A 14298-nucleotide genomic window follows, 5' to 3' on the forward strand; every position below is an offset into this window, starting at 1 on the left:
CGTTAGCGCAATGCGCCGACCAGCACGTCGCGGCCATCCTCAATGGAGACCCAGCGGCCCGTATTGAAGGACGCCTGCCGCTTCAGATAGGTGTAGTTGGTGTCGGTCCACAGCTTCACGTCGTCGGTGAGATTGTCGAGAATATAATCGCCGTCGGTGGTGCGAAGGGTCAGCACGGCATGGCCTTCGCCATCCGGCTTGCGCACGACGGTGATCAGAAGATCAGCCACGGAAAAACCACGCTCGACCAGCTTCTTTCGCTTCAGCAGCACGAAATCTTCGCAGTCGCCGGCGGTCGTCGGATATTCCCAGACTTCGTCCTTGCCGTAGATTTCCTGATCGGTCATCGCCACGATGGTGGTGTTGACGGACGTATTGACCTCGCGAATGACATCCCAGCCATAATCCGTGACGCGCGGCGGCGGCGTCGCCTTGCTGCGAATATTGCATTCGTCGGCATATTTCTGACAGAACTCATAATGGCCGATAGGCTGGGAGGTAATCCCCCCCGTCACCATGGAAGGGCTTCCCTTGGTTTCCGCCGTGGCGGAGGCAGCAGTCATTAGCCCGGCGGCAACTGCAAACAGCAGCGCACGCGCCAGCGGTGCGTTCATCATGAAACCCGTCCCTTAATTCTTAACGAAAAGTTAAGAGGGATAGGGGGCTTGAGTCAATCGCTAGCAATCGGCGGCGCGCAAGACTCGTCGAATATGGTTAAGAGCGTTGCGCAAATGCCTATATGGCAAGGGCTTTGACCGCGGCGAGCATCCGCTCGATATCCTGCGGCCGGGAAAGCCGATGGTCGCCGTCGCGGATCAGCGTCAGCACGACGTCGTCGGACGGAAGGTGTTCGATAAGCTTTAGTGCATGCTGATAGGGAACATCCGGGTCGCGCATGCCCTGCAGGATGTGAACGGGGCAGCCGGTGGTGATGATACCCTGCAGCACGCGGTTCTGCTTCCCGTCCTCTATCAGCGCGCGGGTGAAGATGTTGGGCTCGGGGCTATATTCCGAATGTTCCTCGAAATAACCCTTTTCCGCCAGAGAGGTTTTTTCCGCATCCGAAAGGCTGGGCTCTATCAGCTCCTGCGTGAAATCCGGCGCTGGCGCAATGAGGACGAGACCGGCGACGGATGGCGCGCTATCCGCCTTGCGCAACTCCTCGACCATGCGTAGCGCAATCCATCCGCCCATGGAGGAGCCGATGAGAACGACGCGCGACGGCGCCTTTGCGCGCACCACGGCAAGCGCCTCTTCCAGCCAGCGGGAAATCGTGCCCTTCCTGAAGTCGCCGCCGGAGGCGCCATGGCCGGAATAGTCGAGCCGCAGGCAGGCAAGACCGTTTTCAGCGGCGAAGCGATCGAGTTCAACCGCCTTGGTTCCGGTCATGTCGGAACGATAGCCGCCGAGCCATACCAGCATCGGTATATTCTCACCCGAAGCCGCCGGGCGATGAAGGAAAGCAATGTCGCGGGTGTCGTTGTCTGGGCCTACGCGCAGGAATTCAGCGGCTTGTTCGGTCATGTCTATGCAATTCTCCTGATTTTGGTGCAACAACGGCGGCGTATTTGCAAAAACCGTGACAACAGGTGATCTTTTCGGGCAGATATGCTATTGACTTCGCCACGGCAATAACGACATTTCCGCCGCTTGTACCAAACAAGCTGTTTTTTGCTGACGTGATCCAGAAACAGATCAGGAGAATACGACCATTCGCAGACCTTTCAAAGCCGATGCCCCCGTCAAGGAGGGGCCGCGCTCCAACCGGGAAATTCGGGTTCCCAGAGTTCAGCTTATTGATGAAGAGGGCCAGAACCTCGGTAGCATGCCGACGGATCAGGCTTTGAAACTGGCGGAGGAGGCCGGTCTCGATCTCGTTGAGATTTCGCCGAACGCTGAACCGCCGGTATGCAAGATCCTCGATCTCGGCAAGCTGAAGTACTCGACCCAGAAAAAGGCCGCTGAAGCGCGCAAGAAACAGAAGATCGTCGAAGTTAAAGAAATCAAGATGCGCCCCAACATCGACACGCACGACTATGACGTGAAGATGAAGGCGATGGGCCGTTTCTTTGACGATGGCGACAAGGTGAAGGTAACGCTGAAGTTCCGCGGCCGCGAAATGGCCCACCAGGAACTCGGCATGAAGCTTCTCCTTCAGGTGAAGGAAGACACCCAGGCGATTGCCAAGGTGGAGGCCGAGCCGAAGCTGGAAGGCCGTCAGATGATGATGGTTCTCGCCCCGAAATAATTTGCGCCAGCCTTTTAAGGCCGCATGAATCGCCATCGCAAGGGGAAGTTTGCTTTCCCCGTTGCGCTTTTAGCCGACTGCGGTTATAAGCGCGCGTCCGAACGGTCCGGCAGGGCATGCCGAGGCCGTTCCTGAATAGCTTGAAATAGGCCTCGTCTGCCTGTTTCGATACAAAAACGGAGTAGCAAAATGCCCAAGATGAAGACGAAGTCCGCTGCAAAGAAGCGGTTCAAGATCACCGCAACCGGTAAGGTTGTTGCAGCCGCCGCCGGCAAGCGCCACGGCATGATCAAGCGTACCAACAAGTTCATTCGCGACGCGCGCGGAACCATGGTTCTCGCCGACGCTGACGGCAAGAAGGTCGTCAAGAACTACCTGCCGAACGGTCTCTGAGACTTTTCCGCACATTTGGACACTTTAAGGAGATCATGACATGGCACGCGTAAAACGTGGCGTAACTTCCCGCGCCAAGCACACCAAGACACTCAAGGCAGCCAAGGGCTTCTACGGCCGCCGCAAGAACACCATCCGCGCAGCAAAGGCTGCCGTGGATCGTTCCAAGCAGTACGCTTACCGCGACCGCAAGGTCAACAAGCGCAACTTCCGCGCTCTGTGGATCCAGCGTATCAACGCTGCTGTTCGCGAATTCGGCCTGACCTATGGCCGCTTCATCGACGGCCTGAACAAGGCTGGCATCGAAGTCGACCGCAAGGTTCTGTCCGACATGGCTATCCATGAGCCGGCAGCATTCGGCGCGCTCGTCGAAGCAGCGAAGAAGGCGCTTGAGTACCTCAAGGATGCTGGTACGGCCAACGAGTTTGAAACCGCTGTAAAGTAATTACGGCGCGGACAATCTGTTGTTCATTTGAAACCCGCGCCGGTTCTCCGGCGCGGGTTTTGCGTTTGGCTGGTGCAACCGCCTGGTCGAGAATGTATCGTAGTTTTTAATTTAGAAATTTAGGAAAAATAGAGTATCCAGCGCGTCTGCCCTGAAAAATCTCCTGGTGGACGAGAATGCTGGTTAATGAAAATCAGGCTGATACAGCCGAAGGGTTTCGAGTACATCTTGATGATGCAGATATTGCCACTCTCATGCACGCTTTGTTAAAAAGCGAGCGGCGGGTCCAGAAGGTTGAGCTGTCGCAACTGACAGTATGGATCAAGCGCCAGGGCACGGAAACGCCGTCCTGGTGGATAAAGCTGCAGACCTTTCTCGCAAAGCTGCTTCCTTACACCTTCATGCGCCCTTCGCCGCCGCTCGACGGTGCCGGCCTGATGCGTCGCGAACTCGACACGCTGCAGGCCTTCAAGGCCAGTGGTTTTCCGGTTCCGCCCGTGATCTATTCTTCCCGGACCGCAGTTGTGCTGGGCGACGTTGGCCCCACCATCATCGAGCGCATGGACGCGATAAAGACAGCCGCGCCGGCGGAACATGATGCCCTGCTGGTAAAATCTGCCGAGGCACTCGGCGAATTGCATGCGGCAGGCCTTTGCCATGGGCGCCCGCATGTGCGCGACTTTTTTCTCGAAGACGGCCGCGTTGGTTTCATGGATTTTGAGGAGCGCCCGCAGGAAGTCATGCCGCTCGAGACGGCGCAGGCCCGCGATGTCTGGCTGCTGTTTTTACAGGTCGCGACCCGCGCCTGCGATGCGCGGAAAACCTGCGATGCCGCCTTTGCCCGCTGGCGCGAAAACGCCCCGCCCCGGGCGCTGGAAGAATTGTGCCGTCTGACCGGCATTCTGGGGCGTTTTTTACCGGTTGCCCGGTTGATCGGGCGCGTGCGGATGGGTAGTGATCTGCGACGCTTTATCATGGCGACCGACTATCTGATGAATGCTGTGAACCCCGAAGCCGCTGTTAAAAAGACCGGCAAGGCAGGAAAAGATGACTGAACTTGATACCTTGAAATCGCAATTGATGTCGGAGATCGCCACGGCTGCCGATGAGCCGGCCATTGAAGCCGTGCGCCTTTCCGCGCTTGGCAAGAAGGGCTCGGTTTCGGAGCTTCTGAAGACGCTTGGCAGCATGACGCCGGAAGAGCGCCAGACCCGCGGCGCCGCCATCAACCAGCTCAAGACCGAAATCACCGACCTCATCGGCGAGCGCAAGAATGCGCTGAAGGACGCTGCCATTACTGCCCGGCTGAAGGCGGAAACGGTGGATGTCAGCCTGCCGGTCCGCCAGTCTCCGGCCGAGCGCGGCCGCATTCATCCGATCAGCCAGATCGTCGATGAAATCACCGCGATCTTCGCGGATATGGGTTTCTCGATCGCCGAAGGTCCGGATATCGAAACCGACTATTACAACTTCACGGCGCTGAATTTCCCCGAAGGCCATCCGGCCCGCGAGATGCACGATACCTTCTTCTTCCAGCCGGATGAAAAGGGCGAGCGCAAGGTGCTGCGCACCCACACTTCGCCAGTGCAGATCCGCACCATGGAAAGCCAGAAGCCGCCGATCCGCATCGTCATTCCCGGCAAGACCTATCGCCAGGATTCCGACGCTACCCATTCGCCGATGTTCCATCAGGTCGAAGGCCTTGTCATCGACAAGAAGGCGCATGTCGGCAATCTGCGCTGGATTCTGGAAGAATTCTGCAAGACCTTCTTCGAGGTCGACAGCGTCGTCATGCGCTTTCGCCCCTCCTTCTTCCCCTTCACGGAGCCGAGCTTCGAGGTGGATATCCAGTGCGACCGTTCCGGCCCCATCGTCAAGTTCGGCGAAGGCAAGGACTGGATGGAGATCCTCGGCTGCGGCATGGTGCACCCGAACGTGCTGCGAGCCGGCGGGCTGGACCCGGATGAATATCAGGGCTTTGCCTGGGGCATGGGCCTCGACCGCATCGCCATGCTGAAATACGGCATGCCGGACCTGCGCGATTTCTTCAACGCCGATGTCCGCTGGATGAACCACTACGGCTTCCGCCCGCTCGACATGCCGACGCTGTTCGGCGGTTTGAGCGTTTAATCCGGTTAGCCAAGGAGCAAAGACATGAAATTCACTCTTTCCTGGCTGAAAGAGCATCTCGATACCGATGCGACGCTGGATGAGATTTGCGAGCGGCTGACGGCAATCGGCCTTGAGGTCGAGGACGTTGACGACAAGGCGGCCTACAAGCCTTTCGTCATCGCCAAGGTGCTCTCCGCCGAGAAGCACCCGGAAGCTGACCGCCTGAAGGTTCTCTCCGTCGACGCCGGCGACGGCAAGCCGGTGCAGATCGTCTGCGGCGCGCCGAATGCACGCGCCGGCCTCGTCGGTGCGCTCGCGCGTCCGGGCGTGTATGTTCCGGGCATCGACGTCACCCTTGCCGTCGGCAAGATACGCGGCGTGGAAAGCCACGGCATGATGTGCTCCGAAAAGGAGCTGAACATTTCCGAAGATCACGACGGCATCATCGACCTGCCGGAAGATGCGCCGGTCGGCACCTCCTTCGCCGCCTATGCCGGGCTCGACGATCCGGTCATCGAAATCAACCTGACCCCGAACCGCCCGGACTGCACCTCGATCTACGGTATTGCCCGCGATCTCGCTGCTTCCGGTCTCGGCAAGCTGAAGACGAGACCCGCGCCGTCCTTCAAGGTGGAAGGCGCAACCCCGGTCGACGTGAAGCTTGAGCTGGACGATGCGGCGCTCTGCCCCGGCTTTTCGCTGCGCGTCGTTCGTGGCGTGAAGAACGGCCCCAGCCCGAAATGGATGCAGCAGCGCCTGCTGGCAATCGGCCTGCGTCCCATCAATGCGCTAGTCGACATCACCAACTACATGACCTTCGATCAGGGCCGGCCGATGCACGTCTTCGACGCCGCCAAGGTCAAGGGCGATCTCACGGTTCGCCGCGCAAAAGAGGGCGAGACGATCCTCGCGCTCGACCAGCGTGAATATAAGCTCGGCCCGAACAATGTCGTCATCGCCGATGAGAAAGGTCTCGAATCCATCGGCGGCGTCATGGGTGGCGAACATTCCGGCTGCGATGACAATACTGTCGACGTGCTGATCGAATCCGCTCTCTGGGATCCGATCAACATTGCCAAGACCGGCCGTTCGCTCGGCATCATCACCGATGCGCGTTATCGTTTCGAGCGCGGCGTCGATCCGGAATATATGGTTCCGGGTCTGGAGCGTACCACCGAACTGGTTCTCGAATTGTGCGGCGGCATTGCCGGCGAGGCGAAGGTCGTTGGTTACAAGGGTTATGAGCTCAAGGTCGTGGATTTCCCGCTCGCGGAAGTAAAGCGCCTGACAGGTCTGGAAGTCTCGGCGGAAGAGAGCCTCGCCATTCTCAAAGGCCTGGGTTTCAGCGTCGAGGGAACGGGCGAGCGCGTCTCCGTCACCGTGCCGTCCTGGCGTCCGGATGTCGATGGCAAGGCCGATCTGGTGGAAGAGGTCATGCGCATCCATGGCGTCGACAACATCAAGCCCGAGCCGTTGGAAAGCTTCGGCGCGGTCAACGGCCGTATCCTGACCACGCTGCAAATCCGCACCCGCACCGCGCGCCGTGCGCTGGCAAGCCGCGGCATGCTCGAGGCCGTCACCTGGTCCTTCATCCCGGAAGCGCAGGCGAAACTCTTCGGCGGTGGTTCGCCGGCCCTCAAGCTCGCAAACCCGATTGCGGCCGATATGTCGGACATGCGGCCCTCGCTGCTGCCCGGCCTGCTGACTGCCGCACAGCGCAATGCCGACAAGGGTTATGGTGACGTCGCGATCTTCGAGGTTTCCGGCACCTATGAGGGCGATACACCTGATAAGCAACGCCGCGTTGCTGGCGGTGTTCGTCGTGGCACGGCCTCGCTCGCAGGCAGCGGCCGCATGTGGTCCAATGCTTTGAAGGGCGGTGGCAAGCCCGTGGATGTCTATGACGCCAAGGCCGATGCGCTCTCGGTGCTGGAAGCTTGCGGCCTGCCCATGGCCAATGTGCAGATCGAAGCCGGCGGCCCCGGCTGGTATCATCCCGGCCGCTCCGGCACCATCAAGATGGGTCCGAAGGTCGTGCTCGGCTATTTCGGCGAGTTCCATCCGAAGACGCTCTCCGAACTGGATGTCTCCGGCGCCTATTGCGGTTTCGAGATTTATCTCGACGCCATGCAGGAGCCGAAGAAGAAGGCCACCCGCACCAAGCCTGCGCTCGAGCTTTCGCCCTTCCAGGCCGTCAAGCGCGATTTCGCCTTCGTGGTCGACAAGTCGGTCGAGGCGGGCGCCATCATCAAGGCTGCGACCAGCGCTGACCGCAAGCTGATCACCGGCGTCAATGTCTTCGATATTTTCGAGGGCGCATCGCTCGGTGAAAACCGCAAGTCGGTCGCCATCGAAGTGCAGATCCAGCCGGTCGACAAGACGCTGACGGACGAGGATTTCGAGGCCCTGACGGCCAAGATCGTCGGCAATGTCGAGAAATCGACGGGCGGCGTCCTGCGCGCCTGAAATGAAAAAAGCCGCGGCACTGCCGCGGCTTTTTGTTGTTATCGGTTGGCCATCCGTGACATCTGTTCCGGGTAACGCGCGCCGGCGACTTTTGCGGGCGAAAGCAGTGCGCCGAGGCTGGCGGCTTCTTCTGCCGTCAGCGACACCTCCGCTGCGGCAACGTTCTTCTCCAGATTGGCGATTTTTGTCGTGCCGGGAATAGGAACGATGAAGTCGCCCTGCGCCAGAACCCAGGCCAGCGCCAGTTGTCCGGCGGTCACGCCTTTCTCAGTCGCCATGTCTTCCAGAAGCTTGATGAGCGCCAGATTGGCGTCGAAGTTTTCGCTCTGGAAGCGCGGCAGGCCGCGGCGGAAGTCGTCGGATGCAAGGCCGTCGAGCGACTTCAGCGCGCCCGTCAAGGCACCGCGCCCGAGCGGGCTGAAGGGGACGAAACCGATGCCGAGTTCTCGGCAGGTTTCCAGCACGCCGTTTTCCTCCACGTCGCGGGTCCACAGCGAATATTCGCTCTGAATTGCCGCAATCGGATGAACGGCGTGCGCTTTGCGAAGCGTTTCGGCACTCGCTTCCGATAGGCCGAGATGCTTCACTTTGCCCTGCCGGACGAGCTCGGCCATAGCGCCTATCGTGTCTTCGATCGGAACATTCGGATCGACGCGATGCTGGTAGAACAGGTCGATCTCATCGACGCCGAGGCGTTTGAGAGAGGCTTCGGCGACGGCGCGCACATTTTCCGGGCGGCTGTCGGTGCCCACCATCATCTGGCCAGCGGGTTTGCTGGTGTCGATTTTGAAACCGAACTTGGTGGCGATGACCACCTTGTCACGATAGGGCTTCAAACCCTTGCCGACAAGGATTTCGTTGTTGTAAGGCCCATAAACTTCCGCCGTATCGAAAAAGGTGACGCCGAGTTCGACGGCGCGGTGCAGCGTTGCAATTGCGCTGCTCTCATCGCCGGTCGGGCTATAGGCGTGTGTCATGCCCATGCAGCCGAGGCCAAGCGCGGAAACGGAAAGGTTGTTTCCAAGGGTTCTTTTTTTCATCTGTTCGTCCTTCCAAAGGAACCGCCCGTCATCAGGGCGTGATGAGAAAATAGCGTCTCATGGCGGCAAAAATAATCGCTGCAAATCCGCGTGGATTGTTCTATCATTTAGAACAATGAACCGTGTGCAACTCTCCCAACTGGCTGTTCTCGCTGCCGTTGCCGAAGGCCGAAGCTTTCGCAAGGCCGCCGCCGAACTTGCCATTGCCCCTTCCGCCGTCAGCCATGCGGTGTCGTCGCTGGAGGCGAGCCTTGGCTTGCGTCTGCTTCATCGTACCACCCGCAGCGTTTCGCCGACAGAGGAGGGCAGGCGGCTTCTCGAAACGCTTGGTCCGGCACTTGCCGATATCGATGCGGTCATCGAGACGCTTGCCGAGCAGGGCGGAAGACCGGCCGGCCCCCTGCGCATCACCCTGCCGCGGCTTGCTGCCGAGGACCTCATCGTGCCCCGGCTGGGTGAGTTCCTGCGGCTCTATCCCGATATTTCACTCGAAATCTCAACGGATGATCGTTTCGAGGATATTGTCGCGAAAGGTTTCGATGCGGGTTTGCGGCTTGGCGAGCACCTCGATGCGGATATGATTGCGGTAAAAGCCAGCGGCGCATGGCGCGGTGCGATTGTCGGCGCGCCCTCCTATTTCTCAGAAAATCCACCACCGCAGGATCCAAGGGATCTCATCCGGCATCGCTGTATCCGCCGGCGTTTCGCCAGCGGCCTTATCTATCGCTGGGAACTGGAGAAGAATGGCAAGCCATTGGTGGTTGATGTGCAGGGGCCGCTGATCCTGTCGGACCAGAGCCTCATTCGCCGGGCTGCCATCGACGGGGCAGGGCTTGCGTTCGTTTTCGAGCAGCGTGTTGAAGACGATATCCGGGCGGGCAGGCTTATCCGCGTGCTTGACGACTGGTGCGCCCCGTTCGACGGTTTTTACATTTATTATCCCTCGCGCCGGCAGATGAGGCCGGCGCTGAGGGCTTTCGTGGATTTCTTCCGCTTCAGGAATTGATCAGAACTTGATGCGATAGCGGATATGGCCGTCGCTCTTCACATAGCTGTCGTAGAGCTTCTGGGCGCGGTGATTGTCCTCGCCGGTGTGCCAGTAGAGCCGTGACCAGCCCTTGTCCTTGCAGATGGCGACAAGATCGTCCATCAGCGCCCGGCCCGTTCCCTTGCCGCGGATTTCGCCATCGACGAACAGGTCTTCCAGATAGCAGTCAGGCGTCTTTACCCAGGTGGAATCATGGAAGTGGTGAATGGCGAAACCGGCCATGCGGTCGCCGAGCATGGCCACGCGCATGGAAACCCGGGATGCGGGATCGAGAATGCGCGCCCAGGTATGCTCGGTCACCTCATCGGCAAGTTCGACATCATAAAAGGCAAGATAGTCGTTCCACAGGCGCAGCCATTCCGTCCGGTCAGCCGGCTGCGCATCGCGAATTCTGAGCTCCATGTTACGCACCCGCCTTGTCGAGCAGCGTCATCATCTCATCCGTCAGCTTTAACTCGACGGCGCGTTTGAAGCTTTCAAGCTGGGAGAGGCTGGTGGCGCTGGCGATCGGCGCGGTTATCGCCTTCTTTCGCAACAGCCAGGCCAGTGCGATATCGGCAAGCTTGGCCCCGGTTTCCACTGCCACGGCATCCATGGCGCCCAGAATGGCAAGCCCGCGCGTATTGACATATTCACCCACGCGATAGCTGCGGGCGACGCCTTCCGTATCCGCCTTGGCACGATATTTCCCGGTGAGGAAGCCGGCGGCGAGGCTGTAATAATTGATGACGCCGATCTCTTCCTTCTGGCAAAGCTCGGCAAGCGGACCTTCGAAATCCTTGCGGTTATAGAGATTATACTCCGGCTGCAGCACGTCATAACGGGGAAGATTGTTTTTTGCGGCCGTGTCCAGCGCTTCCTGAAGCTGGCTTGCGGAATAATTGGAGCAGCCGATGGCGCGGATTTTTCCCTGCTCCTTCAGCTTGCCGAAAGCGGCGAGCGTTTCCTCCAGCGGCACATCCGCATCCGGCTTGTGGGCGAGGTAAAGGTCGATATAGTCGGTTTGCAGCCGCTTCAGCGACGCTTCCACGGCCTCTTCGATCCACTTGGCGCTGAGGCCTGTCTTCTGGCCGCGATTGTCAAAACCGACCTTGGTGACGATTACCGCATCTTCGCGCTTCACGCTCGACTGCTTCAGCCATTTGCCGATGATCGTCTCGGACTCGCCGCCCACATGTCCGTCCACCCAGGCGGAATAGACATCCGCCGTGTCGATGGCGTTGAACCCGGCGTCGAAAAAGGCGTTGAGCAGCGCAAAGGAAGTCTTCTCATCCGCTGTCCAGCCGAACACGTTACCGCCGAAAACGATCGGGGCGATGGAGAGGCCGGTGCGGCCGAGGCTTCGTTTTTCCACGGGGAATGCTCCTGTTGCTGTCTTGGTGGCAAGGTTAGCAACTGCTCATCCGCATAACCATTCAATTCCTTTGATGGCATTCATCAGGCAGCGACAGGGTTTGAGATTATCAGGCCTGAAAACCGCGATAATGGCTGGGCGGGTAACGATTATGCTGCTGCCAGACACGCCGTAAATGCCGGGCGGAGGCAAAGCCCGCCCGTTCGGCAATGGCTTCCATATCCAGGCGACTGTTGGCGAGAATGTCGCGGGCGAGATTGACCCGCATCAGGTTGACGTAGTCGATGACGCTGATGCCGGTATGCTCGCGAAACAGTCGCGACAAATGCCTTTCGCTGAGCGCCGCAATATCGGCCAGCCGCTCCAGCGACCAGTCCTGCGCCGGCTCGGCCATCACACGGTCCTGAACCCGGTGAATGGCGGGGTGGATGTGGTTGCGGCCGGTCATCCAGGGGGAGATTTGCGGATCGTTGCCGCTGCGTCTGAGATAAACCACCATGGTTTTGGCAATACGCGCGGCGACAGCCGGGGATGTCAGCCGGGAAACCACATGCAGCATCAGATCGACGCCGGTGGAAATTCCGGCGCTTGAGAAGCGGTTGCCATCCTCGACGAAAAGGCGGTTTTCGGCCACCTGGGACAGCGGCGCGATGCGACGCAGCCCTTCAAGGCAATCGGCATGGGTCGTGCAGTTGCGCCCATCGAAAAGCCCGGCTTCGCCCGCCAGCAGCGCGCCGGAACAGATGGAAATGACTGTCGTATCGGGGCGCACAACACGGCGCAGCCATGCCGCCAGCACTTGCCGCTCTCGCCCTGTCTCCGGATCGTTGTCGAAGCGTGATGTGCTGCCGGAGATCAGCAGGAAAGCATTTTCCGGCAGGGTCGCAGGCAAGTTCTCCAGCCCTGAAAGCGCAAGACCGATGGAAGATTGCTGTTTGTCAGTCGCAGCAATGTAGCGGCAGTCGAAATGGATGTCCCGCTGTTCCCCATTGGCATAACGGATCACTTCGAGCGGGCCGGCAATATCGAGCAACAGCGCATGTGGCGGCACAAGCGTATAAAAGGGAATGGTGCGCGTGCCGCCTTTATCCATCAGGCGGCCTCTTTGACGGTGGCCAGTGCATCATCGACGGTCACGATGCGCGCGAAGCGGCCGGCCAGCACCAGCTCGGTTCGCTTGCGGATATCGTCCGGGCTGAAGACGGTGCCGGAAGCATGTGTCATCGGGAAAGTCAGCGTCGCTTCGGTGACGTAATCGACGCTGTAACCGAGATCGGAAGCGTGCCGGGTGGTGGTTTCGCAGCATTGTTCGGTGCGGATGCCGGAGACGATCAGCCGGTTGATGCCCTTCTGCGTCAGCCAGATTTCGAGGCCGGTGCCGGCAAAAGCCGAATGGCGGTTCTTGTGAAAAGTGACATCTGGGGCAATCCGCACACCCTCCAGCGCCCGGATATAGCCGCTGTCTTTTGAAAAGGCCCTGTCGCCATCGACGTGGAAGATTTGTACGACGGGAATGCCCGCAGCCCTGGCGCCGTCGATCAGTGCCTGCTGCTTCTCCAGATAGGCGGTAAGCTCGCTTTCCTCGAAGTAAGGGGCGTGCCGAAAGGATTCCTGAACGTCGATGACAAGCAGTGCTGTATGGGAAGAGGACATTTCATGTTTCTCCATTGGGTTCATGCATAGCATAATTCCCCTTATCCAGATCGGAGAAAAGCAGGCATACCGACAAAGACAGGACAAATTCAGCCATACATTATTCTGTCATTCATCTGCGGCTTGCCAGACCGTGTGACGATGGTAAGTTTCCGATGGATGGCAGAGCGGGAGAACGGAATGCTGCGCTTCGGAATAATCTCAACGGCGAAAATCGCTCAGGATCACGTCATTCCGGCGATACAGGATGCGCAGAACTGCGTGGTCAGCGCCATCGCCAGCCGTGACCATGCCAAGGCCCGCGCGGTGGCGGATCGTTTTTCCGTGCCACACGCCTTCGGCTCTTATGAGGAGATGCTGGCCTCGGATGTGATCGACGCCGTCTATATTCCGCTTCCGACCTCGCAGCATGTGGAATGGACCATCAAGGCCGCCGATGCCGGCAAGCATGTTTTGTGTGAAAAGCCGATTGCATTGAAGGCGGGGGAGATCGACACCCTCATCGCCGCGCGTGACCGCAACCGTGTTATCGTCTCGGAAGCCTTCATGGTCACCTATGCGCCCGTCTGGGAGAAGGTGAAGGAATTGCTGGCATCCGGCGCGATAGGCACACTGAAGCATGTTCAGGGCGCTTTCAGCTATTTCAACCGCGATCCCGGCAATATGCGCAATATTCCCGAACTGGGTGGCGGCGCCCTGCCGGATATCGGCGTTTACCCGACCATCGTTACCCGCTTCGCTACCGGCGCGGAGCCCCGGCGCGTACAGGCCACCGTCGAGCGCGATAAGGAGTTCGGCACAGATATCTATTCCAGTGTCAGGGCCGATTTCGGCGGCTTCGAACTGAGTTTTTATCTGGCCACACAGCTTGCCGCCCGTCAGCTCATGGTTTTCCATGGCACTGAGGGATACATTGAGGTCAAATCTCCCTTCAACGCCAATCGCTGGGGTGCGGAAGAGATCGAGCTGACCAATCAGGCCCATAACCAGTCGCAAATCTTCGGGTTTCAGGATAGCCGCCAATATAAGCTGGAGGCGGAGGCCTTTGCCCGTGCGGCGAAGGGCGAAGGCGACGTCGTGACGCTGGAAAGCTCGAGAAAGAACCAGCTTTTCATCGACGCTATCTACCGGGCGGCGGAAAAGGATGGCTGGGAGACGGTTTAGTCCTGATCTTGCCGTTGCTTTTGAAGCCGCCAATAGCCGTAAAGCGCCAGCGCCAGCGCTGCGATTATTGAAAAGGCAAGCGGGACGAGCGGCTGCACGAGAGGATTGCGCCATTGCAGCAGGGCAAACAGGCCGACACTGACGATACGTGAGGTGAGCGTGACGGCATTCATCAGAAAGCTGTTCAGCCCGGCTGATGCCTCACCATTTGCACGGTTCAGCCGCCAGCTTGTTGCAAGCCCCGTTGCTGCACCCGGTAAACGGGCGGCCAGCGGATCGACGCCGAGATAGAAAATAAGCAGACAGGTAACGGCAAGGTCGGCGGCCAGTCCGCAGATCTCGGTCAGCGCAAAGTCCGGACGCCTCAAGACCGTG

At 59.3% G+C, this 14298-nt stretch carries 16 protein-coding genes; 8 read left to right on the top strand and 8 right to left on the bottom strand.

What is annotated here, in order from left to right:
• Positions 1-2: 2 nt before the first annotated feature.
• Both RAC79_RS00745 and RAC79_RS00750 read right to left on the bottom strand, forming a co-directional pair.
• Positions 3-617 carry a transglutaminase-like cysteine peptidase gene (locus tag RAC79_RS00745; RefSeq protein WP_003524508.1) on the bottom strand — a complete coding sequence of 205 codons (615 nt, stop codon included), beginning with the start codon at positions 615-617 and terminating at the stop codon, positions 3-5.
• A gap of 118 nt (positions 618-735) precedes the next feature.
• The gene (locus RAC79_RS00750; RefSeq protein WP_174038734.1) at positions 736-1524 is read right to left on the bottom strand and encodes a carboxylesterase; all 789 of its coding nucleotides are present in this window, start codon (positions 1522-1524) and stop codon (positions 736-738) included.
• Between the two features lie 187 nt (positions 1525-1711).
• Here RAC79_RS00750 and infC point away from each other — a divergent pair, with 187 nt between their 5' ends.
• From infC to pheT, 6 genes are all read left to right on the top strand, one after another.
• Positions 1712-2248, top strand: a complete 537-nt coding sequence (gene infC / locus RAC79_RS00755) for a translation initiation factor IF-3 (protein ID WP_078051391.1) — start codon at positions 1712-1714, stop codon at positions 2246-2248.
• 189 nt (positions 2249-2437) lie between these two features.
• Positions 2438-2641 carry a 50S ribosomal protein L35 gene (gene rpmI / locus RAC79_RS00760; RefSeq protein ID WP_035264590.1) on the top strand — a complete coding sequence of 68 codons (204 nt, stop codon included), beginning with the start codon at positions 2438-2440 and terminating at the stop codon, positions 2639-2641.
• 40 nt (positions 2642-2681) lie between these two features.
• Entirely contained in the window at positions 2682-3086 is a 405-nt protein-coding gene (gene rplT / locus RAC79_RS00765) for a 50S ribosomal protein L20 (RefSeq protein WP_003493358.1), read from the top strand.
• A gap of 176 nt (positions 3087-3262) precedes the next feature.
• Complete coding sequence (locus RAC79_RS00770; protein WP_142844129.1) at positions 3263-4141, top strand: lipopolysaccharide kinase InaA family protein; 879 nt, start codon at positions 3263-3265, stop codon at positions 4139-4141.
• Positions 4134-5216, top strand: coding sequence for a phenylalanine--tRNA ligase subunit alpha (gene pheS / locus RAC79_RS00775; protein ID WP_142844128.1), 1083 nt, complete (start codon positions 4134-4136; stop codon positions 5214-5216). Before RAC79_RS00770 ends, pheS begins: the two co-directional genes overlap by 8 nt.
• A gap of 24 nt (positions 5217-5240) precedes the next feature.
• A complete protein-coding gene (gene pheT, locus RAC79_RS00780) occupies positions 5241-7664 on the top strand; it encodes a phenylalanine--tRNA ligase subunit beta (protein WP_142844126.1) in 2424 nt (807 codons plus the stop codon).
• A gap of 38 nt (positions 7665-7702) precedes the next feature.
• On the opposite strand, the gene RAC79_RS00785 is transcribed toward pheT, so the two are convergent.
• Positions 7703-8704 carry an aldo/keto reductase gene (locus RAC79_RS00785; protein WP_142844124.1) on the bottom strand — a complete coding sequence of 334 codons (1002 nt, stop codon included), beginning with the start codon at positions 8702-8704 and terminating at the stop codon, positions 7703-7705.
• 115 nt (positions 8705-8819) lie between these two features.
• Between RAC79_RS00785 and RAC79_RS00790 the strand changes: the two genes are divergently transcribed.
• Positions 8820-9710, top strand: a complete 891-nt coding sequence (locus RAC79_RS00790) for a LysR family transcriptional regulator (protein WP_065654677.1) — start codon at positions 8820-8822, stop codon at positions 9708-9710.
• On the opposite strand, the gene RAC79_RS00795 is transcribed toward RAC79_RS00790, so the two are convergent.
• From RAC79_RS00795 to RAC79_RS00810, 4 genes are all read right to left on the bottom strand, one after another.
• Positions 9711-10154, bottom strand: a complete 444-nt coding sequence (locus RAC79_RS00795; RefSeq protein WP_080855824.1) for a GNAT family N-acetyltransferase — start codon at positions 10152-10154, stop codon at positions 9711-9713.
• 1 nt (position 10155) lies between these two features.
• Positions 10156-11106 carry an aldo/keto reductase gene (locus tag RAC79_RS00800; RefSeq protein WP_065654675.1) on the bottom strand — a complete coding sequence of 317 codons (951 nt, stop codon included), beginning with the start codon at positions 11104-11106 and terminating at the stop codon, positions 10156-10158.
• 109 nt (positions 11107-11215) lie between these two features.
• Positions 11216-12199: a GlxA family transcriptional regulator gene (locus RAC79_RS00805; protein ID WP_125145158.1), complete on the bottom strand. Its 984-nt coding sequence runs from the start codon at positions 12197-12199 to the stop codon at positions 11216-11218.
• Positions 12199-12759, bottom strand: coding sequence for a cysteine hydrolase family protein (locus RAC79_RS00810; protein ID WP_174038735.1), 561 nt, complete (start codon positions 12757-12759; stop codon positions 12199-12201). Before RAC79_RS00810 ends, RAC79_RS00805 begins: the two co-directional genes overlap by 1 nt.
• Positions 12760-12939: 180 nt before the next feature.
• On the opposite strand from RAC79_RS00810, the gene RAC79_RS00815 reads away from it, so the two are divergent.
• Complete coding sequence (locus RAC79_RS00815; protein ID WP_174038736.1) at positions 12940-13923, top strand: Gfo/Idh/MocA family protein; 984 nt, start codon at positions 12940-12942, stop codon at positions 13921-13923.
• Here RAC79_RS00815 and RAC79_RS00820 read toward each other — a convergent pair.
• The gene (locus tag RAC79_RS00820; protein WP_174038737.1) at positions 13920-14291 is read right to left on the bottom strand and encodes a hypothetical protein; all 372 of its coding nucleotides are present in this window, start codon (positions 14289-14291) and stop codon (positions 13920-13922) included. The two genes, RAC79_RS00815 and RAC79_RS00820, sit on opposite strands and share 4 nt — an antisense overlap.
• Between the last annotated feature and the right edge of the window lie 7 nt (positions 14292-14298).

The organism is Agrobacterium sp. LR_9, from assembly GCF_041954855.1.
Lineage (GTDB): Bacteria > Pseudomonadota > Alphaproteobacteria > Rhizobiales > Rhizobiaceae > Agrobacterium > Agrobacterium leguminum.